The sequence below is a fragment of the Flagellimonas alginilytica genome (assembly GCF_042134605.1).
In the GTDB taxonomy this organism is placed as follows: domain Bacteria; phylum Bacteroidota; class Bacteroidia; order Flavobacteriales; family Flavobacteriaceae; genus Flagellimonas; species Flagellimonas alginolytica.
On record NZ_CP169638.1, the window covers coordinates 3,392,607 to 3,418,224 of the forward strand.

24 protein-coding genes are annotated in these 25,618 nt (G+C 41.0%); 8 read left to right on the forward strand and 16 right to left on the reverse strand.

Annotated elements, in window-relative coordinates; translation table 11 throughout:
* Position 1: 1 nt before the first annotated feature.
* The 9 genes from ABTP35_RS15185 to ABTP35_RS15225 form a co-directional block, all read right to left on the reverse strand.
* Positions 2-325: a hypothetical protein gene (locus ABTP35_RS15185; protein WP_224837001.1), complete on the reverse strand. Its 324-nt coding sequence runs from the start codon at positions 323-325 to the stop codon at positions 2-4.
* Positions 325-1,578, reverse strand: a complete 1,254-nt coding sequence (locus tag ABTP35_RS15190; RefSeq protein ID WP_375334302.1) for a dihydroorotase family protein — start codon at positions 1,576-1,578, stop codon at positions 325-327. The genes ABTP35_RS15185 and ABTP35_RS15190 overlap by 1 nt, the downstream gene beginning before the upstream one ends.
* The gene (locus ABTP35_RS15195; RefSeq protein WP_293295285.1) at positions 1,575-3,497 is read right to left on the reverse strand and encodes a BatA domain-containing protein; all 1,923 of its coding nucleotides are present in this window, start codon (positions 3,495-3,497) and stop codon (positions 1,575-1,577) included. Before ABTP35_RS15195 ends, ABTP35_RS15190 begins: the two co-directional genes overlap by 4 nt.
* Positions 3,498-3,705: 208 nt before the next feature.
* Entirely contained in the window at positions 3,706-4,713 is a 1,008-nt protein-coding gene (locus tag ABTP35_RS15200; RefSeq protein WP_293295284.1) for a glycosyltransferase, read from the reverse strand.
* Positions 4,714-4,733: 20 nt separating this feature from the next.
* A complete protein-coding gene (locus ABTP35_RS15205) occupies positions 4,734-5,429 on the reverse strand; it encodes an SGNH/GDSL hydrolase family protein (RefSeq protein ID WP_293295283.1) in 696 nt (231 codons plus the stop codon).
* 32 nt (positions 5,430-5,461) lie between these two features.
* Positions 5,462-5,731, reverse strand: coding sequence for a hypothetical protein (locus ABTP35_RS15210; RefSeq protein ID WP_252079701.1), 270 nt, complete (start codon positions 5,729-5,731; stop codon positions 5,462-5,464).
* A gap of 139 nt (positions 5,732-5,870) precedes the next feature.
* Complete coding sequence (locus tag ABTP35_RS15215; RefSeq protein WP_224836995.1) at positions 5,871-7,355, reverse strand: S10 family peptidase; 1,485 nt, start codon at positions 7,353-7,355, stop codon at positions 5,871-5,873.
* A gap of 191 nt (positions 7,356-7,546) precedes the next feature.
* Positions 7,547-8,311, reverse strand: a complete 765-nt coding sequence (locus tag ABTP35_RS15220; RefSeq protein ID WP_293299189.1) for a TIGR02757 family protein — start codon at positions 8,309-8,311, stop codon at positions 7,547-7,549.
* Position 8,312: 1 nt separating this feature from the next.
* A complete protein-coding gene (locus ABTP35_RS15225) occupies positions 8,313-8,981 on the reverse strand; it encodes an ABC transporter ATP-binding protein (protein WP_293295282.1) in 669 nt (222 codons plus the stop codon).
* A 182-nt stretch (positions 8,982-9,163) separates the two neighbouring features.
* On the opposite strand from ABTP35_RS15225, the gene msrA reads away from it, so the two are divergent.
* The 3 genes from msrA to ABTP35_RS15240 are packed head-to-tail and all read left to right on the forward strand — an operon-like array spanning position 9,164 to position 10,655.
* Positions 9,164-9,727, forward strand: a complete 564-nt coding sequence (msrA, locus tag ABTP35_RS15230; RefSeq protein ID WP_293295281.1) for a peptide-methionine (S)-S-oxide reductase MsrA — start codon at positions 9,164-9,166, stop codon at positions 9,725-9,727.
* A complete protein-coding gene (gene folE / locus ABTP35_RS15235) occupies positions 9,714-10,313 on the forward strand; it encodes a GTP cyclohydrolase I FolE (RefSeq protein ID WP_224836992.1) in 600 nt (199 codons plus the stop codon). Before msrA ends, folE begins: the two co-directional genes overlap by 14 nt.
* 39 nt (positions 10,314-10,352) lie before the next feature.
* Positions 10,353-10,655 carry a hypothetical protein gene (locus ABTP35_RS15240; protein ID WP_252079705.1) on the forward strand — a complete coding sequence of 101 codons (303 nt, stop codon included), beginning with the start codon at positions 10,353-10,355 and terminating at the stop codon, positions 10,653-10,655.
* A 25-nt stretch (positions 10,656-10,680) separates the two neighbouring features.
* On the opposite strand, the gene ABTP35_RS15245 is transcribed toward ABTP35_RS15240, so the two are convergent.
* The 7 genes from ABTP35_RS15245 to ABTP35_RS15275 form a co-directional block, all read right to left on the reverse strand.
* Positions 10,681-12,975: a TonB-dependent receptor gene (locus tag ABTP35_RS15245; protein WP_293295280.1), complete on the reverse strand. Its 2,295-nt coding sequence runs from the start codon at positions 12,973-12,975 to the stop codon at positions 10,681-10,683.
* A gap of 101 nt (positions 12,976-13,076) precedes the next feature.
* Positions 13,077-13,592 (reverse strand): DUF6787 family protein, encoded by a 516-nt coding sequence (locus tag ABTP35_RS15250; protein WP_293295279.1) that lies wholly within the window; start codon positions 13,590-13,592, stop codon positions 13,077-13,079.
* Positions 13,593-13,625: 33 nt separating this feature from the next.
* The gene (locus ABTP35_RS15255; protein WP_293295278.1) at positions 13,626-14,075 is read right to left on the reverse strand and encodes a DUF6146 family protein; all 450 of its coding nucleotides are present in this window, start codon (positions 14,073-14,075) and stop codon (positions 13,626-13,628) included.
* A gap of 69 nt (positions 14,076-14,144) precedes the next feature.
* On the reverse strand, positions 14,145-14,786 hold the full coding sequence (locus ABTP35_RS15260) for a DUF937 domain-containing protein (protein WP_224836987.1): 642 nt from the start codon (positions 14,784-14,786) through the stop codon (positions 14,145-14,147).
* 77 nt (positions 14,787-14,863) lie between these two features.
* Entirely contained in the window at positions 14,864-15,817 is a 954-nt protein-coding gene (locus ABTP35_RS15265; RefSeq protein ID WP_293295277.1) for a D-2-hydroxyacid dehydrogenase, read from the reverse strand.
* A 134-nt stretch (positions 15,818-15,951) separates the two neighbouring features.
* On the reverse strand, positions 15,952-17,016 hold the full coding sequence (gene serC, locus ABTP35_RS15270) for a 3-phosphoserine/phosphohydroxythreonine transaminase (protein ID WP_293295276.1): 1,065 nt from the start codon (positions 17,014-17,016) through the stop codon (positions 15,952-15,954).
* Positions 17,017-17,088: 72 nt separating this feature from the next.
* Positions 17,089-18,129, reverse strand: a complete 1,041-nt coding sequence (locus ABTP35_RS15275) for an acyl-CoA reductase (RefSeq protein WP_293295275.1) — start codon at positions 18,127-18,129, stop codon at positions 17,089-17,091.
* 85 nt (positions 18,130-18,214) lie between these two features.
* On the opposite strand from ABTP35_RS15275, the gene ABTP35_RS15280 reads away from it, so the two are divergent.
* The 5 genes from ABTP35_RS15280 (at position 18,215) to ABTP35_RS15300 (ending at position 25,557) form a co-directional block, all read left to right on the forward strand.
* The gene (locus tag ABTP35_RS15280; protein ID WP_224836983.1) at positions 18,215-18,568 is read left to right on the forward strand and encodes a 4Fe-4S dicluster domain-containing protein; all 354 of its coding nucleotides are present in this window, start codon (positions 18,215-18,217) and stop codon (positions 18,566-18,568) included.
* A 313-nt stretch (positions 18,569-18,881) separates the two neighbouring features.
* Entirely contained in the window at positions 18,882-19,976 is a 1,095-nt protein-coding gene (ychF, locus tag ABTP35_RS15285) for a redox-regulated ATPase YchF (RefSeq protein WP_293295274.1), read from the forward strand.
* A 67-nt stretch (positions 19,977-20,043) separates the two neighbouring features.
* Positions 20,044-20,946, forward strand: a complete 903-nt coding sequence (locus ABTP35_RS15290; protein ID WP_293295273.1) for a DMT family transporter — start codon at positions 20,044-20,046, stop codon at positions 20,944-20,946.
* 102 nt (positions 20,947-21,048) lie between these two features.
* Positions 21,049-22,917 (forward strand): DNA topoisomerase IV subunit B, encoded by a 1,869-nt coding sequence (locus tag ABTP35_RS15295; protein ID WP_224836980.1) that lies wholly within the window; start codon positions 21,049-21,051, stop codon positions 22,915-22,917.
* Positions 22,918-22,932: 15 nt separating this feature from the next.
* Positions 22,933-25,557, forward strand: coding sequence for a DNA gyrase/topoisomerase IV subunit A (locus ABTP35_RS15300; protein ID WP_293295272.1), 2,625 nt, complete (start codon positions 22,933-22,935; stop codon positions 25,555-25,557).
* Positions 25,558-25,618 lie beyond the last annotated feature (61 nt).

The following is a 25,618-nucleotide window of genomic DNA, read 5'->3' on the forward strand; positions in this document are numbered from 1 at the left end:
TTTATGATATGAAAGTAAACCATTGTTGAAAATACTTGCCCAAAACCGGCAAAGGCTTTGTGTTCTCGTTTAAAACCTGTAAAAAACCAAAAACCCAAATAACCAAATAAAAAAGATAGATGGGTATGGACAAATAAGCTAATCCGGTATAGGTCAATAATATGGCGAGGGCATGGAAAAGTATGTGAATTCCAAAGGCTTGCCTAATGTGGAAACGGGCAAATGTATTTTTTGGTTCCATGTTCATTGTTATTGCGATCAAACAACCCACAATGGTAAGGTAAGATACTATTGCGGCAGTTTTTCCAGGTTGGGGCTTACTCATTAGAAATTGCTTTGGCCGTTGTTAATGATTCCGTAAACTTTTCCTTTTAAAGAAGTACCGATAAACATACTGTTCTTTGAAGTGGATAAAATATCCTTTACTTCAAAAGTATAGGTCTGTTCTGGGTCGAACAAGGTAAAACAGGCTTTGCTCCCTTCTGTAAATTGTGGTTCCTCGATATGATATCTGTCCCGTCCTTTGGTCAATAACCTAATGGTTTCCTCGATTTCGAACAGGGTGTTCAAAGCGCCAAAAGCAGATTCCAGACCAATACTGCCGCTTTTCGCATTATCAAATTCAACTCGTTTGTGTTCTACATCCAACGGTATATGATCTGAGGTCACAAAATCTATGGTTCCATTTTTAACCCCCTTGATCAATGCCTTACAATCGGATTTTGCACGAAGGGGAGGGGACACTTTAAAATTGGAATCAAAGCTCTTTAGGGTCTCATCCGAAAAAAATAGATTATGTACGGCAGTACTGCAGGTGACGTCCAAGCCTTTTTTCTTGGCTTCTGCTATTAGTTTTACCGACCCGGCCGAGGAAATGGTCGGAATATGCAATTTTCCACCGGCGTATTCCAGAATAAACAAGTCACGGGCCACCTGAAGCTCCTCCGCCAATGCGGGAATTCCTTTTAGCCCTAGCATGGTAGATATTTCTCCTTCGTTTACCACTCCTTTGCCCTTAATGTTGTTATCCTGAGGAAAGGAATGTACCAAACCATTAAAATTTTGCGCATACAGCAGGGCAATTTTCAGTAGATTGGGATTGGCTATCTGCTTTTTAAAATCATAAAAAGCCACTGCACCTGCATTTTTCATATCGTATAGCTCTGCAAGATCTACACCGTCGGAATTTTTGGTCAGGGAGCCAATGGGATGAACTTGTGTAGCTTTTCCCTGTCCTCTTTCTTTTAAAAAAACTATATCGGAACTGGTATCGGGAACAGGGTTCGTATTTGGATTTAACACAATATCCGTAAATCCGCTCTTCCCCGCAGTAAAAAGTCCATTGGCAATGGTTTCACGTTCTTCAAAGCCAGGCTCCCCAAAACTTACGCTGCTATCGAACCAACCTAAGGACACGTGTAGATTATCTTTTTCTACAACTTTTGTATTCGAAGGGGCTTCCAAGGACACACCGATCTTATCAATAATACCTTTTTTAATGAGAATATCACGCTTTTTTAAATGCAGACCCTTGTTATCCGGGCACACAATTTTTGCAGACTTCAGCAGAATGTTCATGTAACAAATTTTTGAATGAGTACCTCTATAAGTGCCAGAAGCAACGCTAAAATAACAAACCATTTCCAATAAGCGTAAATGTTATTCTCCGCTTTTAGCTGTTCAAAAAGTTCTGGAATTGAATCCAGGGTGTTTATGTTTTGCAATGTCCCCAAATCCAGGTATTTGAGCTGACTTTCCGTTCTTGGGTAATTAAAGCTGATATTTTGTAAAATCTCATTGTCCCGTACTATGGAATATACCCCATCTTCTGTTGGATTCTGGTCGAAGGTGAGCTGAACCCTCGCGGGAAAACTCTGTTGCAGCGGTATAAATTCGTACCCTTCCTTGGTCACTTTTAAAATATCATCATTGTCCAATTCTACAACAACATCCACGGTAGATGCACTGCCCAATGTATTAAACAGCTTTGGCAATCGTAAGCTCGATTGTGCCATATTATAAAAAGTGGGCACGATCAAAGGTGAATTAACAAAATTGGAATTTGCCAGCTCTAAAGGCGCCGTAAATACATAAAATCTATTGTCACCAATTAAAAAAGGGTTTCCTCCGTCCATGGCCAATGCCGTAGCAAGGTTGGTCCGTACATTAAAATATACACTTGTGGTGGGGTATTGAAAATTGGTCACTTGTTGTTCAAAGACATTTTGGTACAAAGGATGATCGAACGAGATCGTGGTCAACTGAGCTTCCGATGAGACTTTTTCGATAAAACGCGTAGAGGATAAACTGGATAGTAAGGAATTGTATGAAGATAGATCGGTGTTAATGGAGGGAACAATGATCACGGTGCCTCCAGTATTGAAAAACGACCGCAGAACAGTCTGCAAACTACTCGGAATAGCGTTCAAATTATCCAATACTATAACGTTTTTATCATCCAAAACACTATAATCGAGTCGATCTGGTGAGAACTTGTTAAAATCGAACTCATCGCCTCGGAACAGACGGTTCAAATAATCACTTTCCGATTCGCTTATGGCCAACACTTTTATTTTTTCCCTGGTATTGATATTGAAATAAAATCGGTTATCGTAGGCCAAAGCATTGTCCATAATACTCAAGTAGCCATCTAATTTTTGACGGACAGGGATGGAGAATTCAACCTCGGCATTTCCGTTCGATGTAAATTTTGCTGCCGTTTTGGCGATTAGTTCCCCATTGTTGTACAACGAAATCGGCATGGGGTCATCCTCGTTTCCTCCTGAAAGCAGCACTTTAAGACGCCCCTGATCATTTACACTATCATCCATAAAAACCGAATCTATGGACACGTTTGGGACTTGCCGTGGTCGTACGGGAACAAAATGGGCATTCATGGGGGAATCCAAAACGTTGTTTTGCGAAGCTAATCTTTCTTGAAAATCAGAAATTACGATCAGATCTTTAATCGATGTCTTGCTTGTAGAAAACAAACTATTGGCCTTTAAACCAATCTCATTAAGGTTGAGCTGTTTATAAGAGTAGGGTAGTGCCAGCAAGGTATTCTGAATATTTCCTATTCGGATGTTGGTATAGGTCTTATCGTTGGTGAACAAGCTGAATTCCGTGTCACTCCCCACATTTTTGATAAAATCCTGAACAGCCTTTTCCAAAACTGGAATCCCATTTTGCTTGCCTTGCATACTAAAGGAATCATCCAAATAAACCACGATCTCTTTTTCTTGAAGAGCGGTGGTCGAGGAACTGAAAGGTTGTGCAAAGGCAATTATTATAGCTGCCAGTAGCAACAACCGTGTAAACAATAACAACCATTTTTTAAGGCTGTTGCTTTTTCTGGATTCGGAAACTACCTTTTGTAGCATTGCCACATTGGTAAAAGGTGTTTTGGTAAATCGACGTAATTGAAATAAATGGATCAATATGGGTATTACGAGAAGAAAAAGTGCCCAAAAAATTTCTGGATGTTTAAACTGCATTCCCAATTTTGCTTGATCAAAGATAGGGATTAAAATATTTGGATTTTAATATTGATTTGCCAATTGTCCGTGATCCTTGGGCAAAACAGTAAAAGTGTAATCATTTTTGGCCATGGGGAACCATCTTTTCAACACTGATCGCACCGTTTTTATACTCTATTTTTGTATTTGGTACGTAAACTTTACCTTTTACATTTTCAATTTTAAATCAACAGAAAAAGAAATAATCCTGCATCGGGGATTGGCCCAATTCAGTAAAATAACTTCGAATTTCCTCTTGTGCTTCCTCGTTGGCAACGGTTATGATGCTTTGTGGATTTTTTAATTTCTTCAATGCATTAAAATGTACCAATTCTTTACCATAAATGTTTTTTCCGATTTTTTTGGGATTATCGCATAGCCAAACAAAATCCAAGTTTTGTTTTTTAAGACCCTTCGCAATCTTTTTTCCCTTAAATCCCGCACCCCAGATCACTAGGGGTCTATTGGGTGTACGATTCAACTTTAAAAAATAATGGAGCTTGATCTCCAAAAAATAATTTTGTGCGTAGTGCTCATGCGTTCGAGAAGTTCGTGTATCATAGTCTCTCCACAAATGGAGTATTTGGTTACATGGGATTATTTGCAAACCGTTTTCGTAAAATCGGAACGTAAGGTCGTAGTCTTCCGGATATCTGTCCGGTATAAATCCTTGGCATATTTCAAAATCTTGGCGATGGACCATCCAGCATGGGGAAGGAATTGAGCATTCTTTGTAAATCTCTTCAAAATTGGCCCCATTTTCCGTAAGGCGATTAAGCCATTGTTCGTATCTAGCGTAGCCATTACTAATTCCCCTATGTGAAAAATATTTTACCTGTCCTACGGCCACGTGCCCCATTCCTTGTTTTTTCAATGATGAAACCATTACCTCCAATCGTTCTGGCTTCATTATGTCGTCGGAATCCATACGGGTTACATATGCGCCAATACTTTGGGCATATCCCGTACGTAACGCTGGTATTATTCCCTGCCCCTTATTTTCAAAAACCTTGATGCGTGAATCTTTTGTGGAATAGGCGGTTAAGAGCTCTAAACCAGTATCGGTGGAATGATCGTTTACTGCTAAAATTTCCCAATCCGGATATGTTTGGTTTAAAATGGAATCTAGGCATTCGGGCAGATAGTGTGCAGTGTTTTTAAAGGGTATTATGATACTGATCTTGCCGTTTTGCATAAAATAAAGGACTTGTTCTTTTATTGGTATTGCAAGACCTGATCTATGGTTTCCTTGACCATTTGCTCCATAATTTTGTAGCCAGCCTTGGTTACATGTACCTCGTCTGTAGTCAATTCGGGTGGCAATCCATTTCTGTCATCTGCCATTTTAGAAAAATAATCCAAATATACGGCACCCTTGTCACTAGCCATATTTTTGAGCATTCTGTTAAGTTTTGGGATTTTAATATTGGGCTGCAAACCGGGGCTCCACGGATAATCAAAAGCAGGAAGAACTGAACAAACAATGGGTATGATCTGGTTGGCTTGGGCCAGTTCCACCATGGATAGGATGTTGTCGTGAATTTGTTTCAAAGTCATAGGACCTGTGTTGCCGGCAATATCGTTCGTACCGGCTAAAATTACCACCGCTTTTGGGTTCAGGTCAATTACATCTTGCCTAAAGCGCAATAACATTTGAGGAGTTGTTTGTCCACCGATACCACGGTTTATGTACGGGTTTCTATCAAAAAAATCAGGATTGGCGTCCTTCCACATCTCGGTAATGGAATTACCCATAAAAACTACACGGTTTTCGGTTCCGTTGGAAGTGGAAATACGGGTATTCTCCTTATTATATTTTTCCAAATTGGGCCAATCCTGAGCATTTAATTTTGATGAAATGGATAATCCTAAAAATGAAAACATGATCCAATAAATGGTTAGATTCTTCACAAGGGATGGTTTTGGTTAAAAATAGAAAAATATCAGGGTATTAAAAGTAAATACAGAATAAAAAAGAAGATAATAGTGGCAATAACAGCATAGATCATATGCCTTTTCTCTTTTTCTTTTTGAATAAACATTTTTTTACGAATACGAGCTATATCCCTTTGGGTGGATTTTTTAAAATATAATTCAGTAACATTTTTAGTGCCGTAAACATCGTCTTTAGATTTTAATTTTCTTTTTTTGAGCATGCTTCTATTGAGCTTCATACTCTTTATGGCATGCATCATGCTACCTTCTCCTCCCATAGTTGATATATTTTAGTATATCAGTGTCTTTTATTGTGGTTTTGTTACATCATAATTTAATCCACAGGGAATTATTCAATAAAAAAGCGATATAACTAAAAATGTTATACCGCCTAATTATGGTTTAATAGTATTGGGATTAATATTTTGCGCTCTTGCCTTTTGCTTGTGTTCTTAAAATAAAAGCCCGTATGTCTTCATTTGCGGCCTTTAGGTCTTCTCTCCTCAAATACATCATGTGGCCGGAACGGTACCCTTTAAATTCAAAACGATCTTTCATTCTACCACTTGGATCAACCTGGGACATGGTGTATTTAGCTGCAAAATAGGTGCAAGCACCATCGTAATATCCCGATTGCACCAAAACATTCAAGTACGGGTTTTGTGCCATGGCCTGTCTTAGATTGTCACGCACATTGTCGTTTTCGTTGTCCCATGGGTGTACAGGACCGAACATATTGTATTTTATATCGGTCTTGAAGTTTAGCTCTTCCTGCAAATAATAGTTAATAGCTGGGGTGAAGCTATGCAACCAAGAAGTCAGTTCTGGAGAGTAATCCGGGCGCGTACCTGCCAATGTTTTATCTATTCCCAAATAGCGGCTATCCAATCGGCCAACGGTATATCCTCCTTTTTCCCTTAAAAGGGCCTTCCAAAAAAACTGTGTGGGAACATCCAAATTATGGTCTAGGATATCTTTTGCTTTTAAACCTGAGTAGCGGGCCATTTTATCGGCGATGGACTTCCGTTCCGCATCAGCAATAAACCCACCCTTGGCAATGGCCGGTAATAATTCGTTTATGGTGAACTCTTCAACTTCTGGCAAAACTTCCAACAAATCCTTGCTTTGCAAATCGGATGGCAAAGCTTTGTGGTGCCATGCCGCAGCTGCAAAGTATGGTAAGTTTAAAGCACTGGAAACGGGATCATTGTCGCGGAACACCTTGTAATCCGCAGGTGAAACCATGATTACACCGTTCAAGTACATCCACTGTTGGTTTTGCAATGCCAAGGACAATCCCATAACACGTGTTCCACCATAGCTTTCACCCACAATATATTTTGGGGAGTTCCATCTATTGTTCCGTGTTACAAATGTATTCAGCCATTCTGCCAAATATTTGGTATCGGCATTGATCCCAAAGAATTTTTTTCGGTCTACTTCCTTTCCGGTTTCCGGTATGGTTCTGGAATAACCTGTGTTTACCGGGTTTACGTAAACAATATCGGTAACATCCAAAACAGAATATGGATTTTCCTTTACGCCATAGGGCTGAACAGGGTAACCTTCGTCATCAATTTTTAGGATTCTTGGACCGGTGTAGGCCAAATGCATCCAAACGGAACCAGAGCCCGGACCTCCATTGAACGAAATCAACAATGGACGGGAAGATCTGTCTTTTACCCCATTTTTGGTATAATAGGTATAATGTAAGGATGCAACGGGCTCTCCCATTTCGTCCCAAACAGGTTGTGTGCCCGTGGTAGCTGAATAATCGATTCGTGCACCATTTATGGTAACGGAGTGCTGGGTAGTAATGGTAGTGTCTACAGGAAGTTTTCTTTCTTGGGCAAAGGTGATGGTCGCACAGAACGCCATACCCAATAATAAGAGTTTTTTCATTTTATATGGTTGAATTAGTCTAGTTCATAAAAATAAGGAATTTGATAATGGTTTCCTTAAATCTAGGTTTGAAAAAATCACCTATCGTATTTATATCTCTCTTTGGATTTAAAAAATACAAGATATAAAAATGTACAATTAGCTTTTTGATAGGTATAATCAGAATGAACTGATGGTAGTTTGTTAAGGGTTTAGAATCTCTCAAAAACCCCCAACCCAAATAGGGCAAAATCATATTTTACAGGGTCGACGGAATCCAGTTTTCTCAGGTTTTTGTCCAGTTCCTGTAATGCCTTGGCATCGTTCTGTTTACGCTTTAGTAATTTGAGTTTGCGGGCCACATTGCCAGAATGCACATCCAACGGGCAGGATAATTTGGAAGGGGCAATGCCTTTCCATAAGCCAAAATCAACTCCCGTACTGCTATCACGGACCATCCATCGTAAAAACATATTGATGCGTTTTGCCGCGGATCCCTTTTTGGGGTCGGACACATGTTTTTGGGTGCGATTTTGATGAGGGAGTTCAAAAAATAGTTGTTTGAACTCCGAAATTGCCGGCTGCATGGAATCCTTGGTCTGGTATTGGGTAAAAATCGTCTCCAAACCTCCATATTCAAGGTAGATGTTTTGGAGACTGGTTACAAAGTAACCAAGATCAATACCATTAAAAGTGCGGTGTACAAATGTCGAGAGTTCACTAAGGTCCTCCTCGGTATGGGCCATCACAAAATCGTAGGGCGAGTTGCCCATTAAATCCATAAGTTTGCTTGCATTGTTTATAATGCTCTTACGGTTCCCCCAGGCTATGGTAGCCGTTAAAAAAGCGCTGATCTCAATATCCTCTTTTAATGCAAACTTGTGCGGGATCTGTAAAGGGTCGTCCTCTAAAAACTTGGGATGATTGTATTCCTCTACCTTGGCATCGAGAAATTCCTTGAGTTCTGCTTTGGTCATACTAATTCTTGGAGACAATCCGGCCATCTACCATGGTTAGTTTTCGGTCCGCCATATCGGCAAGGTCCAAATTATGCGTTACTAGAACAAAGGTTTGTCCAAACTCTTCCCGCAGTTGAAAAAACAGTTTGTGTAGATTGTCGGCACTTTCAGAATCCAAATTTCCACTGGGCTCATCGGCCAAAACCACCGATGGTTTGTTCATTAAAGAACGGGCAACTGCCACTCGCTGCTGTTCCCCACCGGACAGTGCATTGGGTTTATGGTCGTAACGGTCCTTTAATCCCAGAAAATCCAAAAGCTCTTTGGCGCGTTGTTCAGCTTCGGTACGGGATGTTTTTTTAATAAAGGCAGGTATGCATACATTTTCCAATGCGGTAAATTCGGGCAATAATTGATGAAACTGAAAAATAAACCCGATATGCTCGTTGCGAAATTGGGCCAAGTTTTTGTCATTCAATTGGTTTACGTCCGTATCATTGATCAAAAGAGCACTTTCTTCCTTGTTGGTAGGGGTGTCCAGGGTTCCCAGAATTTGTAGCAGGGTCGTTTTTCCTGCTCCAGAAGCGCCAACAATGGAAACAACTTCACCTTTTTTAATATCGAGGTCAACTCCCTGCAATACCTTGAGGTCTCCGTAACTTTTTTGAATATTTGTAGCCTTGATCATAACTAATTGTTCGGTGTTCGAAGATAATGATTACTGTTGTATTGTAAAGTTTGATCGAAGTGGGATTTTTTTGCAAATACCATTTAAGAGTAATGGCCGGGCAACCAAGTTCGACTAAGTTGCATATAAATATTTGTTATAAATCGTAATACAATATAAATATTGTTTAACTTTGAAAAGAAATGAATAAACAAAATGATTCAATATTGGAAACTGCAATTTTAGCAGGAGGTTGTTTTTGGTGTACCGAAGCCGTATTCCAAAGGTTAAATGGAGTAGTGGAAGTAGTTTCCGGATATACAGGCGGGACTATAAAAAACCCAGCATACCGTGAAATTTGTACCGGTCGTACGGGCCATGCCGAAGGTGTAAAAATAACATTTGATCCATCGATAATATCCTATGCCGAACTTTTGGAGGTGTTTTTTGCTACACATGACCCCACCACGCTAAACCGACAGGGAAACGATGTTGGCACGCAATACCGAAGTGAGATTTTTTATACTTCGCCCGAGCAAAAACAAATTGCCGAGGATTTTATCAACTTGTTGGACAACGAAAGTATCTTTGATTCTCCTATTGTTACCCAGATATCCGAGGAAAAACCTTTTTATTTGGCAGAAGAAGAGCATCACGATTATTACAACGGACATAGAGAGCAACCGTATTGTCAGATTATAATAGATCCCAAGATCAAAAAATTGAACAATTATTTTTCAAAAAAGCTAAAACATGGCACCATATAGAAACCTCGAAGAATATAACATAGAGATCACCAATGAGGTAAAAGACCATTTTTCCAAAATTGTGGACGATATCGGGGAAGATGTAACCAGGGAAGGTTTGATCAAAACACCAGAACGTGCGGCGAAGGCCATGCTTTTCTTAACACAGGGGTACAAGCAGAATGCAGAAGAAATATTAAAAGGGGCCATGTTCGCGGAAGAATATGACGACATGGTAATAATAAAGGATATCGAATTATATTCTTTGTGCGAACACCATATGTTGCCCTTTTTCGGGAAGGCCCATGTTGCTTATATTCCCAACGGCCACATTGTAGGATTGAGCAAAATTCCCCGCGTTGTGGATGTTTTTGCGCGCAGGTTACAGGTTCAAGAACGGTTGACCCACGATATCCTGGAGTGTATCAATTCTACTCTAAAACCTAAAGGAGTCGCTGTGGTAATTGAGGCTTCCCATATGTGTATGATGATGCGTGGGGTGCAAAAGCAAAACTCTGTTACCACAACTTCGGGCTTTAGAGGACAGTTCGAGAAAATTGAGACCCGTAACGAGTTTTTGAAACTTATTAGTGCCGATTTGTCCTAATCCCTTTTCAAATTAATCGGGAATTGCTATTTTTCCCATATGGCAGAAGAAAAGGACAAAAAATACCGTAATCTACTTTTAGGTTTACTTTTTGATGGCATTGGTATGCTATCTTTTGCAATTCCGGGAATAGGAGAGTTTTCCGATGTAATTTGGGCGCCCATTGCTGGTTGGCTCATGACGCGTTTGTATAAAGGCAGGGTCGGTCAAGCTGCCGGTCTGATTACCTTTGCGGAAGAGTTGATCCCAGGGTTGGATGTTATTCCGACCTTTACCTTAACATGGATATATACCTATTTGTTGGGCAAAAAAAGGGTCGACCCTAAAAAGATTGACCCTTAATTCTTGATAATTTATGTCCTGCACGCTACAAAGGCAAATGTAAACTGAAAGAGATATTTCTTCCCATATTGGCTATACCGTCAGCTTTTAATCTGGATAGGTGAGAAATATAATCCTTGTTGAACAGGTTGTTTGCTGTAATCGAATACCCAACTTTTTGATTGAAAATATTCAAGTCTCCTCCGATACCCGCATTGAACAAATTATATCGGGGCGTTCTTGTTTCAAAATCAGCAACCTTGTTCTGATCAAAAAATGTTTGAAGCGTTACAAAAGCATAGCATTTGTAGTTCTGATTTCTTTTGTTCCATTCCACTCTAAAGGTATTGGTCCAGCGATTGGCAGGTATTAGCGGCAAATTGGATTTATCATCCAATTGCCCATATACAATATCGTAACTGCTTTCCAGGTGCAGCCAATCAATAGGGTGGGGGTGTAGGTGGAACCCAAACTCGCCTCCGTACAAAATGGCATCTTGTTGTTGGAAATTATAAATGGGATCCAGTTCCCTAAATTCACCGGTAGGCTCCAAATAAATATAGTCGTTTACAATATTATAAAACGAATTAATATAGGCTTCCACATGTTTGTTCCCGTACTCTAGGGCAAGATCTATCTGAAAGTTTTGTTCGCTATCTAGGTCCGGATTTCCTATTTCTACTCGATTGGCGCCACTGTGCAGGCCATTGGAAGACAGTTCGGATAGGTTGGGGGCCCTAAAACCGGTCGCCAAGTTTAAACGTCCTATAATAGTTTTGGCAAGGTCCGTTCGGTAGCCCAAGGCCGCATTAAAATTATTAAAATTTCTGTCCAGTGCCGGAATATATTCCTCATCGCCCTCAATGCCACTGGCTTCACCGTTTATAGACCTTAGATCATAACGCAATCCAATTTGCAGATCACTTTTATCAAAATGAATGTGAGAAGTGGCCAAAACTCCAAAATCGTTGGTCACGGCATCGGGAACCAAGATTTCCTCCCCAAAGTTTTCGTTGGTTTGATGCATGCCCTGCACCCCAAAAATAGTTGTTATATTTCCCCACTGCGGGTTAAACTGTATGTTGTAGTTAAAGGTTTTCAGCTTCATGTCCAGGGCAGCGCCTTCTTCCTCTTCTTCATGTTCTTCTTCGTGTTCTTCTTCATGTTCCTCGCCTTCTTCGTGCTCATGTTCGTGCCCATCTTCCTCGTGGTGATGCTCTTCAAACTCCTTTCTGTTGTTTATAGTATACCCGAACGTAGCCTCCAAGCTCGATTTTTTAAAAAACAAATTGTTTTTGGAGCTTAATATATGTGTGGAGAGCTCTTGGTAGGGCAACAAAGGGTCGCGATTATTGTTTTGAACCCCGATTTCTTCGGGAATGCCCAATTCCGTAGTATTGTAGTTATACCTTAATTCTGTTTTAAATTTGGACGCTTGGTAGGCAAGTCCCGTTTTTAAATCGGCTTCATTAAACCTCGAATTGGTAACGCTTGTGCCATCGCCCGTTTCATAATCGGCATTGGATGCGTATGCACCCCTTACCAAGAATTTTAATTTTTCCCCTGACGTTTTAAAACCTGCGTTTGCATTATAACCCAAAGTATTGGTAAAATACCTCATGTTTATATCTCCAGAGCTTTCACCTGCTATTTCAAATTTCTCGGGATTTAAGTACAAAACACCTCCTAGGGCATCCGAACCATATAGTAATGAGGCAGGTCCTTTTATAACTTCTACACTTGAAATTCCGGCGTCGTTGAGTCCCAGCCCGTGCTCACCGCCAAACTGCTGGTTCTCCAATCTAACCCCTTGGGTATACACCAAAACCCGGTTAAAACTTAAGCCACGTATTACAGGTTTTCCAATACCGACACCGGTCGATACCGAGGAAACCCCTGGAATGTTCGTTATTCCTTCTGAAAGGGTAATTCCTCCTTGTTGTTTGAGCTCCTCCATGGACTTTTGCTCCACTTTCATTACATTTTCGCGCTGTAATTTGTGAAAAGGCGTGGAGAGCACCACTTCGTCCATTTCTATGGCCGATGGTTCCATTTTATAATCGAACCGGTTATTTCCTTTACTGATCTGAATGGATGTGGAATAGGTTTCAAAACCTATAAAGGAAACAACCAACTTATAGATACCTTCTGGCAAGTTTTTTAAAGAAAAGTTCCCATTTTTATCGGTTACGGTACCGTTTTCAAGTTGTGGAACATATACGGATACTTGTTCCAAAGGCGCTCCCGTTTCCATATCTGATATATTTCCGGAGAGTGTATGTTGTGAATAGCTACAAACTACCGTAAATATCATTAATAGAGTGATGTATAGTTGTTTCATTTTAAACTAATAAAGGTTGAACATATGGTTCCGTACATTTCAAAATTTGTCGTGAACGAACCAAAAACTTATCTAGCTCTTAAAAATTTAGTTTTCCCCGGTTATCGCAAAAATGAGCCCAAGCCCATGCGTTTCAGCATTTTTTTTTCAAAATTCCAGAAGAATTGATATTGTCCAAACAGCCAACCGATCAAAACAAGTAAGATTTGATAGATAGGAAATATCAATAGGATCCGAAGGGTCCAATATAAGGCACCAGGTATATTTTCCGCATCCAATCCAAGCCAGTGAATCAGAGGGCCGGCCAATTTACCGGATAAACTACCTGTTATGGCAAAAACAATAAATATGGCGATCATTTCCCATTTGTAGTCCACTCTCCATTTATTCTCCAGTTTTTTGAAACACCATAGAAAAAACTTGATCAGTACCAGATGAATGGCAAGCATAACCCCTAGGGTAAAAAACCATTCGTAAATAGTATTGTTCAAATTAAAAATATGAAGTAGACTTCGAGAAATAAGATAAGCTGTAAGTAAATTTAGGAATGTGCCCAAGACCGGAAACAAGAACTGCCAATTCTTTTGGATTTCCCAACGCTGTTTTATTTTTTGCATTTTTAATCTCGTAATTGATGCAAAAATAGCACTTTAAATCCGTGGTAGAAAAGGGCCTAGCCTTTGATTGTACTTTCTTTGAAAATAAATGAAGTAATTGTACAATTTATAGTTCACCTCGTATCCATAATCAATACTTGGGTCGTAGTTGATCTGCAATTCGTACAAATTTGGGTTGAACCTGTTGGGTTGCAATACTCTCTGGTTCCAGGTAATTGCCATAATGGCATTTCTATTTTCCAAAAAGGATTGGGAATAGTAGCCTTCCGGCCTGGCAATGGAGTTTAGCCATGTATAAAACCCTGGCTCAATAATAATGATCTCGTATTCGGATTCTGCATCCTTGATTTCTACCGGTTCCTCATCATCAGAATCAAAAAGGGTTTGTTCCTCGTTGGACACATCCAATGTAGCTTTTTGAGAAGTACACGAAACAAATGCGATACAAAACGTCAAACCAAAAAGTAATATTCTCTTTTTCATGATATTAATTTACAAAAAAAGCCACTTGAATGTTCAAATGGCTTTGTTAAATATTGATCGATTTGACCTTTATTTTCCAAAAAGTCCTCCCAGCATACCGCCGAGTCCACTTTTTTTGCTGCTTCCACTGTTAAGCACCATACCTGCTAGATCATCGATGACACTTCCGTCACCATCGCTGTCCAAAAAGCTTTCTACTAAAGATTGTTGCTTGGATGCCGCGGCACCTCCGCCCATTAAGCCGCCCAATAGACCGTTGAGTCCTTCAGGGCTGCTTACGTTTTGTTGTCTGGTCTGTTTTCCCAAATATCCCAAAAGGATTGGTGCTGCTATTTTCAATATTTGGGCAATCGACCCCGCATCGATCCCTGATTTAGAACTTAGCGCATTTTCTACCTGTGGTTGTTTGGCCCCAAGGATATGGCCCAATATCCCGGCACCATCATCCATTACATTCTGATCTACACCTCCACCGAAAAGACTTCCTAAATCATCCAAAATACCACCATCGTGCTTGGAGGATAGTGCATTCATCAATCCTTGGGCTCCACCTGGTGTGGATGCATTCTTTTTCATGGCTCCCATAAGCAATGGCATGGCCATACTCAATACTTCTGCCGTCTTATTTTCCGATTGCCCTGTTTGTCCGGCAACCCCGCTGACCAACTGTTTTCCCATTGGGCTGTTGATCATGTCTAGTAATCCTGTCATTATGTTAGTGTTAAGGTTAAAGGTGGCAATGTACAAAAAAGCAGGTTTTGTCTTCTTTCACAAGCCTATAAAAGTTGTTATTTAAGCAGGTCAATTACGTTTTGTGCCAGTTCTTTGCCTATTCGCTGTTGCGCCTCCAATGTAGAACCGCCAATATGGGGACTAAGGGATATCTTCGGATTCATAAGTATCTTGATTTCTGGAGTGGGCTCGGATTCAAAAACATCCAATCCTGCGAATGCCAGGTGATTGTTTTCCAAGGCCTCGACCAAAGCTACTTCGTCCAGTACACCACCTCGGGAGGTATTGATTATTCCCGCTCCGGGTTTCATTAGGCCCAATTCTTTTTTCCCGATCAGGTAGGTGTCCTGTGAAGGTACGTGTAGACTCACAAAGTCTGAATTGGCCAGAACATCTTTCAATTCACTTTTTTGAAGGGAAAAGTCAATAGTCTGTCCGTTGTAAAAAGAAAGGGTCAAGGTTGTTTCGTCTGCATGATGGTCGGTGTACAAGACCTCCATGCCCAAAGCAAGTGCCATTTTTGCAGTAGCTTGTCCAATTCTTCCAAAACCGACGATACCCAAGGTTTTGCCTTTGAGCTCGACACCGGCAGAATAACTTTTTTTAAGTTGTTTGAACTGGCTATCGCCATCCAATGGCATGTTACGATTGGAATCGTGCAAAAACCGGACACCGTTCAACAAGTGGGCAAAAACCAACTCCGCTACGGATTCGGAGGACGCTTCTGGTGTATTGAATACCTTAATTCCTTTTGATTCGGCATATTTTACATCGATATTGTCCAAGCCTACGCCTCCACGACCGATCAACTTTAGATCGGGGCACGCATCGATAAGTTTTTTATCCACTCTGGTAGCACTGCGTACCAAAAGGGCATCGATTTTATTTGTGTTGATATAGTTTGCCAACTGTTCTTCGGCAACCCTGGTATTTTTGACTTGGAATCCTTCCTTTTCCAGTAGAACAATTCCTTCCTGGGCAATTCCGTCATTCGCCAATATGACCTTCATAAATGTTTTTATTTAAAAATTTGAGTACTGCATTTCTTTTTGGGTATTGTCCTCTGGGGCCCATCACCATCAATATGGCAAGTAATGGTAAGTGAAGACGTCCGAACTCGAACAACGTCCAAAATTAAGTACAGTTATCCTTTCTTTTCGAGTTCGCTCATTATATCGACCAATACGCCAACACTTTCCATTGGCAGTGCGTTGTACATGGAGGCTCTGTAACCGCCAACCGATCTATGTCCATTGATACCGCTTATTCCAGCTTCTTTGCACATTTCGTCGAACACATCCTTTAACTCATCATCTGTAATATTAAAAGTAGCGTTCATACTAGAGCGATCCTCTTTGGCGGCAATGCCAGAAAAAACTGGGTTCAGTTCTATTTCTGAATAAATAAGGTTGGCTTTACGCTCGTTAATTTCTTCTATGGCGGCTATACCTCCCAAATCTTTTAACCACTGCATGGTAAGCATGGATACATACACCGCAAAAACAGGGGGCGTGTTGAACATGCTGTCCTTGGCAATATGTACCGAGTAATCCATCATAGAGGGAATTTTGCGCGATACTTTGCCCAAGATATCTTCTTTTACCACCACCAGCGTTGTTCCGGCAGGTCCCATATTCTTTTGCGCTCCGGCATAGATCAAATCGAACTGGGAAAAGTCCATTTGTCTGGAAAATATGTCGGAACTCATATCACAGACTAAGGGAACAGCTGTTTTTGGGAACTCCTTAAACTGCGTTCCATAGATGGTATTGTTGGAGGTTAAATGAAGGTAATCCAGATCAGTTGGGATGTCGAATCCCTTTGGTATGTACCTAAAATTATCTTCTTGAGACGAAGCCACTTCTACAATATCTCCGAACATTCGGGCTTCCTTGATCGCCTTCTGACTCCATGTTCCCGTGTTCACATACCCGGCTTTTGCATCCAAAAGGTTAAAGGCGGTCATTAAAAATTGCATACTGGCCCCACCTTGTAAGAACAAGGCATGGTATCCTTTGCCCTGGAGTCCCAAAAGCTCTAGGGCCAGGGAACGGGCTTTTTCCATTATTTCAACAAATTCTTTGCTTCGATGGGATATTTCAATCAGTGAAAGTCCAATGCCATCCAATTCCAGAACAGCTTCGGAAGCCTTCTGCATTACCTCTGCGGGCAAAATGCAGGGGCCGGCGCTAAAATTATGCTTTTTCATTTCCTAGGTTTAAGGGGTAAAGGTCTTAAAAATTGTTGTATCTAAAAATGGCTCCAAAGGTTGGGGACTTTTTTAAAGTCCCAATAAAAATTCCATGGTATCAATTCCGTCGGCGTAGTCGCTCAAGCTTGGTTTTTGGGTTTGTCCAAAATATATGTCTCCTTCCTTTTTGGAGACCACACATTGAATTTGCTTTTCCATCCTCCGTAAATCCAATTCCAAGCTGGCTTCATCATCATAAAATGAATAGAACAGTGCGGATATGGGAGAGGAAAGACTTTGATCCTCTTTTAAGATCAAAAAACCGTTATCCAAAATCTTGAACTCACTCATCAAATAAACAGCTTTGTTGTAATCGTAGTTATTGGCGTATTTATGTTGGTGGATAATATCTTTATAAGTGTAGAGTGCTTGGAACAGCCTGTCAAAATTGTATCCCTTGGGTACAAATATTTTGGATACGTTGCGGCAACCCAGCCCATAATATCTAAAAATATCCTCGCCAAGTGCCTCTAGTTCTTCTTCGGTTTCATCTCCGGTGAGCACTGCCACCGAATTTCTATTTTTTCTGATGATATTCGGTTTCTTTCCAAAATAATATTCAAAATAACGACTTGTATTATTGCTCCCAGTGGCGATCACTGCATCGAAATTTTCTAGTTTTTCGTCTACAAATTCGATTTTATCTGCGAGCGATGGCTCTTGTGCTATTAAGTAATTAGAGAGAAATGGGAGAAGCACTTTGTCATTGGAGGACTGCTTAATCAATACAGAATTACCGGAAAGCAATACACATAAAAAATCGTGAAAACCTACCAATGGTATATTGCCCGCCATTACTACCCCCACTTTTTTAGTGTTTTCTCCACTTTTAAAGGAGTATTGGGACAACCAATCGTTTATATGCGGCCTGGACAGGGTATTCCCCCATTGTTCCAGGGAAAATAAAATGTTTTCCTCCGTAAACCATCCATTATGATGACCTGCTCTTGCAACGACCTCTTTTAGTCCCGGGTCGGTTTTTGGGCTTTTTTGAGAACAATCTTGACAAAATTCCGTTAGGTATTTTCCAAGTTTAACAAAAGCATCTATGGTATTTGTATCTGGTGCCATTAAATTTGTACACTAATTAACTAGGGTTTATTTTTGTCAAAAGTAAGCATGCTGATCAGAATCAACCCAAAAGGAAAAGAAAATTATGGCAATAATAATTACGGATGAATGCATAAATTGTGGTGCTTGCGAGCCAGAATGCCCAAATACAGCAATTTACGAGGGAGCGGACGAATGGAGATATAGCGATGGAACTTCTCTTAGCGGTGATGTGGTTTTGCCAGATGGTAAAGAAGTCAATGCCGATGAAGTTCAAGAACCGGTCAGCGATGAACTGTATTATATTGTACCCGATAAATGTACGGAATGCAAAGGCTTCCACGAAGAGCCACAGTGCGCGGCCGTATGTCCGGTAGACTGTTGTGTGCCCGATGACGATCATGTAGAAACAGAGGAGGAGCTTTTAGGCAAGCAAAAGTTTATGCACCCAGAAGGTTAAGATGTAAAAAACTTATAATTTTGCCCCGGACCAAGGTTCGGGGTTTTTTATGCAGGAAAAAGAAAAGGAATATAACGGTTTTTGGAAACAGCTCGGCTGTATATTGTCTCTTGTAGCCATTTTTGGAATTATAGCATTGCTAATTATTGGCTTCTATCTACTGATTGGCAATTATTAGGTCGCAGTACCAAAACTTCAACTTATATTTGCACCCTCAAATCGGTATTTGGTAGGTTATCGGTATTTTATATTGATGGCACCATACCTAAAATACTGTATTGTAATCTGAACTCTTAAATCTAATTTCTAGCGAATGAAAGCAGGTATCGTAGGATTGCCGAATGTAGGAAAATCAACGCTGTTCAATTGTTTGTCCAATGCAAAGGCACAAAGTGCCAACTTTCCTTTTTGTACCATAGAGTCCAATATTGGAGTTGTAAATGTGCCCGACCAACGATTGGAGAAGTTGGAAGAGTTGGTGAATCCTGAACGCGTAATTCCGGCCACCGTGGAAATTGTGGACATTGCCGGTCTGGTAAAAGGCGCCAGTAAAGGAGAAGGGTTGGGAAACCAGTTCTTGGGAAACATCCGAGAAACCGATGCTATTCTGCACGTGCTACGCTGTTTTGACAATGACAATGTAGTTCACGTTGACGGCTCCGTAGACCCGATAAGGGACAAGGAAACCATTGATATGGAATTGCAGTTGAAGGATTTGGAAAGTGTAGAAAAAAAGCTTGACAAAGTAAAACGTGCCGCTAAAACTGGAAACAAAGAAGCCCAAAAAGAAGAAGCGGTTCTTATTAAATTGAAAGATGGTTTGGAAGCTGGAACTTCCGTACGTGCCATTGAATTTTCAGACGATGAACGCCTTGAGTTCGTGAAACCCTTGCAACTGATTACGGACAAACCCGTAATGTACGTTTGCAATGTAGACGAAGCTGCCGCCGTAGAGGGCAATGCCTACGTGGAGAAAGTAAAAGAAGCAGTAGCCCACGAAAATGCCGAAGTCATTTTTTTGGCCGTCGGTACAGAAGCAGATATTACCGAATTGGAAACCTACGAAGAACGTCAAATGTTTTTGGAAGATCTTGGACTATCCGAACCAGGTTCCGCCAAATTGATTCGTGGGGCATATAAACTTCTCGACCTGGAAACATATTTCACCGCAGGTGTAAAAGAAGTGCGGGCCTGGACCATACCTGTTGGGGCCACCGCACCACAAGCCGCAGGAGTAATCCATACGGATTTTGAAAAAGGATTTATCCGAGCAGAAGTAATTGCCTACGATGATTATGTGCAATTTGGAAGCGAAGCCAAAGTTAAAGAAGCTGGTCGTATGCGCGTAGAAGGCAAAGAATATATCGTAAAAGATGGTGATGTTATGCATTTTAGGTTCAATGTGTAAGCACTGGCTGTTGTAATCCATAAAATTTCCGACACAGTAGTTTCCGGACGCAAAATAACTTTGCTGTATGTCCAGTAAAAGTTTAGGTGTTTTATACGGGGTCTTGGGAGTTGTACTGTTTTCCTCCAAAGCTGTATTGGTAAAGTTGGCCTATCGGTACCATGTCGACACACTCGACCTTTTATTGTTTCGGATGTTGTTCTCATTGCCCTTTTACATCCTTATTTTATTTTTGATTCGCAAAAAATCAGCAGAAACAAAAGTTTTGCCCAAAGATTATGTTTGGTTGTTTCTTTTTGGGTTTGTTGGTTACTATTTGGCCAGTTATTTCGATTTCTTGGGCCTCAATTACATCAAAGCCGGCCTGGAACGTATTATTCTTTTTGTGTACCCGACCATAGTGGTGTTTCTTAGTTGGCTGATTTTTAGACAGAAAATTACACGCGTACAGCTCACTGCAATACTTATCACATATTTAGGTGTGCTGATCACGTTCTGGGAAGAATTGGATATATCCGGAAACAAAGTGCTCATGGGTGGTTTTTTGGTTTTATTGAGTGCAATTACCTATGCTTCGTATTTGGTGGGCAGTGGATGGTTGATTCCAAAATTTGGGGTCTTACGGTTTACATGCAATGCCATGATCGTATCCACCCTTTGTATTATGGTCCACTATTCAATAGCCGGTAATTGGACATTTATGGATTACCCATGGCCCGTGTATGCATATGGTGTGGCCATGGCCATTTTCGCCACATTGATTCCTTCTTTTTTGGTTTCCGCGGCAATAAAGCGATTGGGCGCCTCCAACTTTTCAATTTTGGGAAGCTTGGGCCCCATTTCCACAATTTTGCTCGCTTTTCTATTTTTGGACGAAAAACTCACTCTCGGACAACTGATCGGAATGCTTGTGGTAATATTCGGGGTAACATACCTCTCCATCCAAAGCAAAAAGAGGGCTAAGGACTAATATATATTAACAATTATTATTTTTCATTGTTGATTACTTTCTAGCGTTCACCCTTTTATTTTTGCCCCGAAATTTTATATTGCAATGATTAACCCTTAACTAATGGCAGATACCCAATATACTGAGGATAACATCCGTTCGCTGGACTGGAAGGAGCATATTCGAATGCGTCCAGGAATGTACATTGGAAAATTGGGAGATGGTTCCTCCGCGGACGACGGAATTTATATTCTTCTAAAAGAAGTCCTCGACAACTCCATTGACGAATTTGTTATGGGGGCAGGAAAAACCATTGAAATCAATATTAAGGAAAACACCGTTCACGTTCGAGATTATGGTCGTGGTATTCCACTTGGTAAAGTGGTAGATGTAGTTTCCAAAATGAATACCGGGGGGAAATACGATACCCGGGCGTTTAAAAAATCCGTAGGCCTTAACGGGGTAGGGACCAAAGCGGTCAATGCGTTATCCACCTATTTTAGAGTGGAATCCAACAGGGACGGCCAATCCAAGTCTGCAGAATTTGAGACCGGTAACTTGGTGAACGAGGAACTTTTGGAAGAATCATCCAGGAGAAAGGGAACCAAAGTAAGTTTCACTCCAGATGAAACTATTTTCAAAAAATACAAATACCGTAACGAGTATGTGGAACGCATGCTCAAAAATTATGTATATCTAAATCCTGGATTGACCATTGTTTTTAACGGGGAAAAATTCTATTCCGATAATGGATTAAAGGATTTGCTCGAGGACAACAATAACCAAGAGGATTTTCTGTACCCGGTGATCCACTTAAAAGGGGATGATATCGAGGTGGCCATGACCCATAGCAAAACCCAATATAGCGAAGAGTACCACTCTTTTGTCAATGGACAACACACCACACAGGGCGGAACTCACCAAGCTGCTTTTAGGGAAGCCATTGTTAAGACCATACGTGATTTTTACGGAAAAAACTACGATGCTTCGGATATTCGAAAGTCCATTATCTCGGCAATTTCCATTAAAGTGATGGAGCCCGTTTTCGAGAGTCAGACCAAGACCAAATTGGGTTCAACCGATATGGGGGGCGATCTACCAACAGTGCGCACCTATGTCAATGATTTTATTGGCACCCATCTGGACAACTACCTCCATAAGAATCAGGCAACGGCAGATGCGCTCCAAAAGAAAATTGTACAGGCCGAGAAAGAGCGCAAGGAACTTTCAGGCATACGGAAATTAGCCAGAGATCGCGCCAAAAAAGCGAGCCTTCACAATAAAAAACTACGGGATTGCCGAATTCATTTGCAGGATATGAAAAAGGACCGACGCTTGGAAACCACCCTTTTTATTACCGAGGGAGATTCCGCATCTGGTTCCATAACAAAATCCAGGGACGTGAACACACAGGCTGTATTCAGCTTACGGGGAAAACCGTTGAACTCCTACGGCATGTCCAAAAAAATCGTTTACGAGAACGAAGAGTTCAATCTTCTGCAAGCCGCACTCAACATTGAGGACTCTATGGAGGACTTGCGCTACAACAATATCGTAATAGCTACCGATGCCGATGTGGATGGGATGCACATTCGTTTATTACTGATTACGTTCTTTTTACAATTTTTCCCCGAATTGATCAAAGAGAATCACTTATACATTTTACAAACCCCGTTATTTCGGGTACGCAATAAAAAAGAAACCATTTATTGCTACAGTGAAGAGGAAAGAAGACAAGCCATTGAAAAATTGTCCGGTAAACCGGAAATTACCCGATTTAAGGGATTGGGCGAAATTTCACCGGACGAGTTCAAAAACTTTATCGGCGATGATATCCGTTTGGAACCTGTGATGCTGGACAAAGCCATGAGCATAGACGCCCTATTGAAATTTTATATGGGCAAAAACACACCGGACCGTCAGGAATTCATCATCAACAACCTTAAAGTAGAGCTTGACCTTGTTGAAGAAAACCAACTACAACCCAAATAAATGCCACCTTTCTAAATGGAAGAGAACGAAGAACTGAACGATGAAAGTTTAGAAAACCAAGAAGAGTCCCAAGATAGCCTGGTCAAGGTGACCGGAATGTACAAGGATTGGTTTTTGGATTACGCTTCGTATGTAATATTGGAGCGAGCAGTACCCGCCATCGAAGATGGATTTAAGCCAGTGCAAAGAAGAATTATGCATTCGCTAAAAGAACTGGACGACGGTCGTTACAACAAGGTCGCGAACGTAGTAGGGCACACCATGCAATACCACCCTCATGGCGATGCCAGTATTGCAGATGCCATGGTACAGATCGGACAAAAAGATCTGCTGATAGACACTCAAGGTAACTGGGGGAACATCCTAACCGGTGATGGAGCAGCCGCACCACGTTATATCGAAGCAAGACTTTCCAAGTTTGCCCTTGAAGTAATTTATAGCCCAAAAATTACCGAATGGCAGCTAAGTTATGATGGCAGAAAAAAAGAACCCGTTAATTTACCGGTAAAGTTCCCGCTTTTGCTCGCGCAAGGGGCGGAAGGAATTGCAGTGGGCCTTTCCACCAAGATACTGCCACACAACTTTAACGAGCTTATCGATGCCTCGATAAAACACTTGCAGGGCAAGCGGTTCACCATTGTTCCAGATTTCCCTACAGCAGGGATTATTGATGTGACGAATTACAACGATGGTATGCGAGGCGGCAAGATCAGGGTAAGGGCCAAAATTTCGACTTTGGACAAGAATACCTTGGTCATCAACGAAATACCTTACGGCACCAACACATCCTCTTTAATTGACTCCATCTTAAAGGCTAACGATAAGGGGAAAATCAAAATAAAAAAGATTGAGGACAATACCGCAGCAGAGGTAGAAATCTTGGTACATTTACCAAACGGTATCTCGCCGGATAAAACCATCGACGCACTTTACGCCTTTACCGCTTGCGAATCCTCCATCTCACCATTAGGTTGTGTTATCGAGGACAACAAGCCCTTGTTTATTGGAGTAAAAGAAATGCTTCAAAGATCTACGGACAACACGGTAGAGTTGCTCAAAGCCGAGCTCCAAATTCAATTGGATGAACTGGAAGAACAGTGGCACTTTTCTTCATTGGAACGCATTTTTATCGAGAATAGGATCTATCGGGAAATTGAAGAAGAGGAGACATGGGAAGGTGTTATCGATGCCATAGACAAAGGTCTAAAGCCGCATATTGCCCATTTGAAAAGAGCTGTGACCAAAGATGATATTGTGAGATTGACGGAAATCCGAATTAAGCGTATTTCAAAGTTTGATTTAGATAAGGCACAGCAACTCATTGAAAATCTTGAAGATAGGATAAAAGAAACCAAACACCATCTAGAGCATTTGGTGGACTATGCCATTGCGTATTTTAAAGAGCTCAAAAAGAAATATGGAGCAGGCCGGGAACGGAAATCAGAAGTCAAGATTTTTGACGATATCGAAGCCACCAAAGTGGTTATCCGCAACACAAAGCTCTATGTAAATCGCGAAGAAGGCTTTATTGGCACCTCCCTTAAACGCGACGAATACGTTACGGACTGCAGCGATATTGATGACATTATCGTTTTTACCCAAAAAGGGGACATGATGGTCACCAAGGTGGATTCCAAAGTATTTATCGGAAAGAATATTATACATGTTGCCGTTTTTAAAAAGAAGGACAAGCGAACCACCTACAACATGATCTATAAAAGCATGAAAGGCGGGCCGAGCTATGTAAAGCGGTTTAACGTAACCAGCATTACCCGGGATAAACTTTACCCCCTAGCCGGTGACAAAACCTCTTCCGAAGTACTTTATTTTTCCGCCAATCCAAACGGTGAAGCCGAAGTTGTTACCGTAATGCTACGGCAGTCCGGCAGTATTAAAAAGCTGAAATGGGACCTTGACTTTTCCGATGTGTTGATCAAGGGGCGCAGTTCCAAAGGAAATTTGGTCACAAAATATGCCATTAAACGCATTGAACTCAAAGAAAAGGGAGTGTCCACCCTGAAACCAAGGAAAATTTGGTTCGATGATGTTGTGAACAGATTGAACGTTGACGGTAGGGGAGAACTACTCGGTGAATTTAAAGGAGATGATCTTCTTTTGGTGATCGACCAAAAAGGCATTGTAAAAACCATCCCACCGGATATGCTCACTCGTTTTAACGACGACATGATCGTACTGGAAAAATGGAATCCAGAAAAACCCATTTCCGTTGTGCACTATGTAGGGGACAAAGAACGTTTTTACTTAAAAAGATTTCTGATAGAAAATCCAAACAGGGAAGAAGTGGTGATCGATGAAGATCCCAAATCGTATTTGGAGCTTGTATCAACCGATTGGAGGCCCAGACTGGAAATTGAATTTGTTAAGCCCCGCGGAAAAGACCCGAAGCCAAATCTTGAGGTAAACGTTGAGGATTTCATTGCGATAAAAGGAATTAAAGCCCTCGGAAATCAGCTTACTCCAGAGAAAGTGAAAAATATAAACACCATGGAACCATTGCCCTTCGAGGAACCCGAAGAGCAAAAAACCGAAGAAATCGAAGTAGTGGAAGAACAGATAGAAACCGATGATAACGATATAGGCACAAAGAATGATAGTTCCGACCAAACCTCTTTGTTTTAATTCTTTTTATGTCTAATTTTCCGAACAACACACACCTAGAGCTTAAAGCTTAATATTGCTA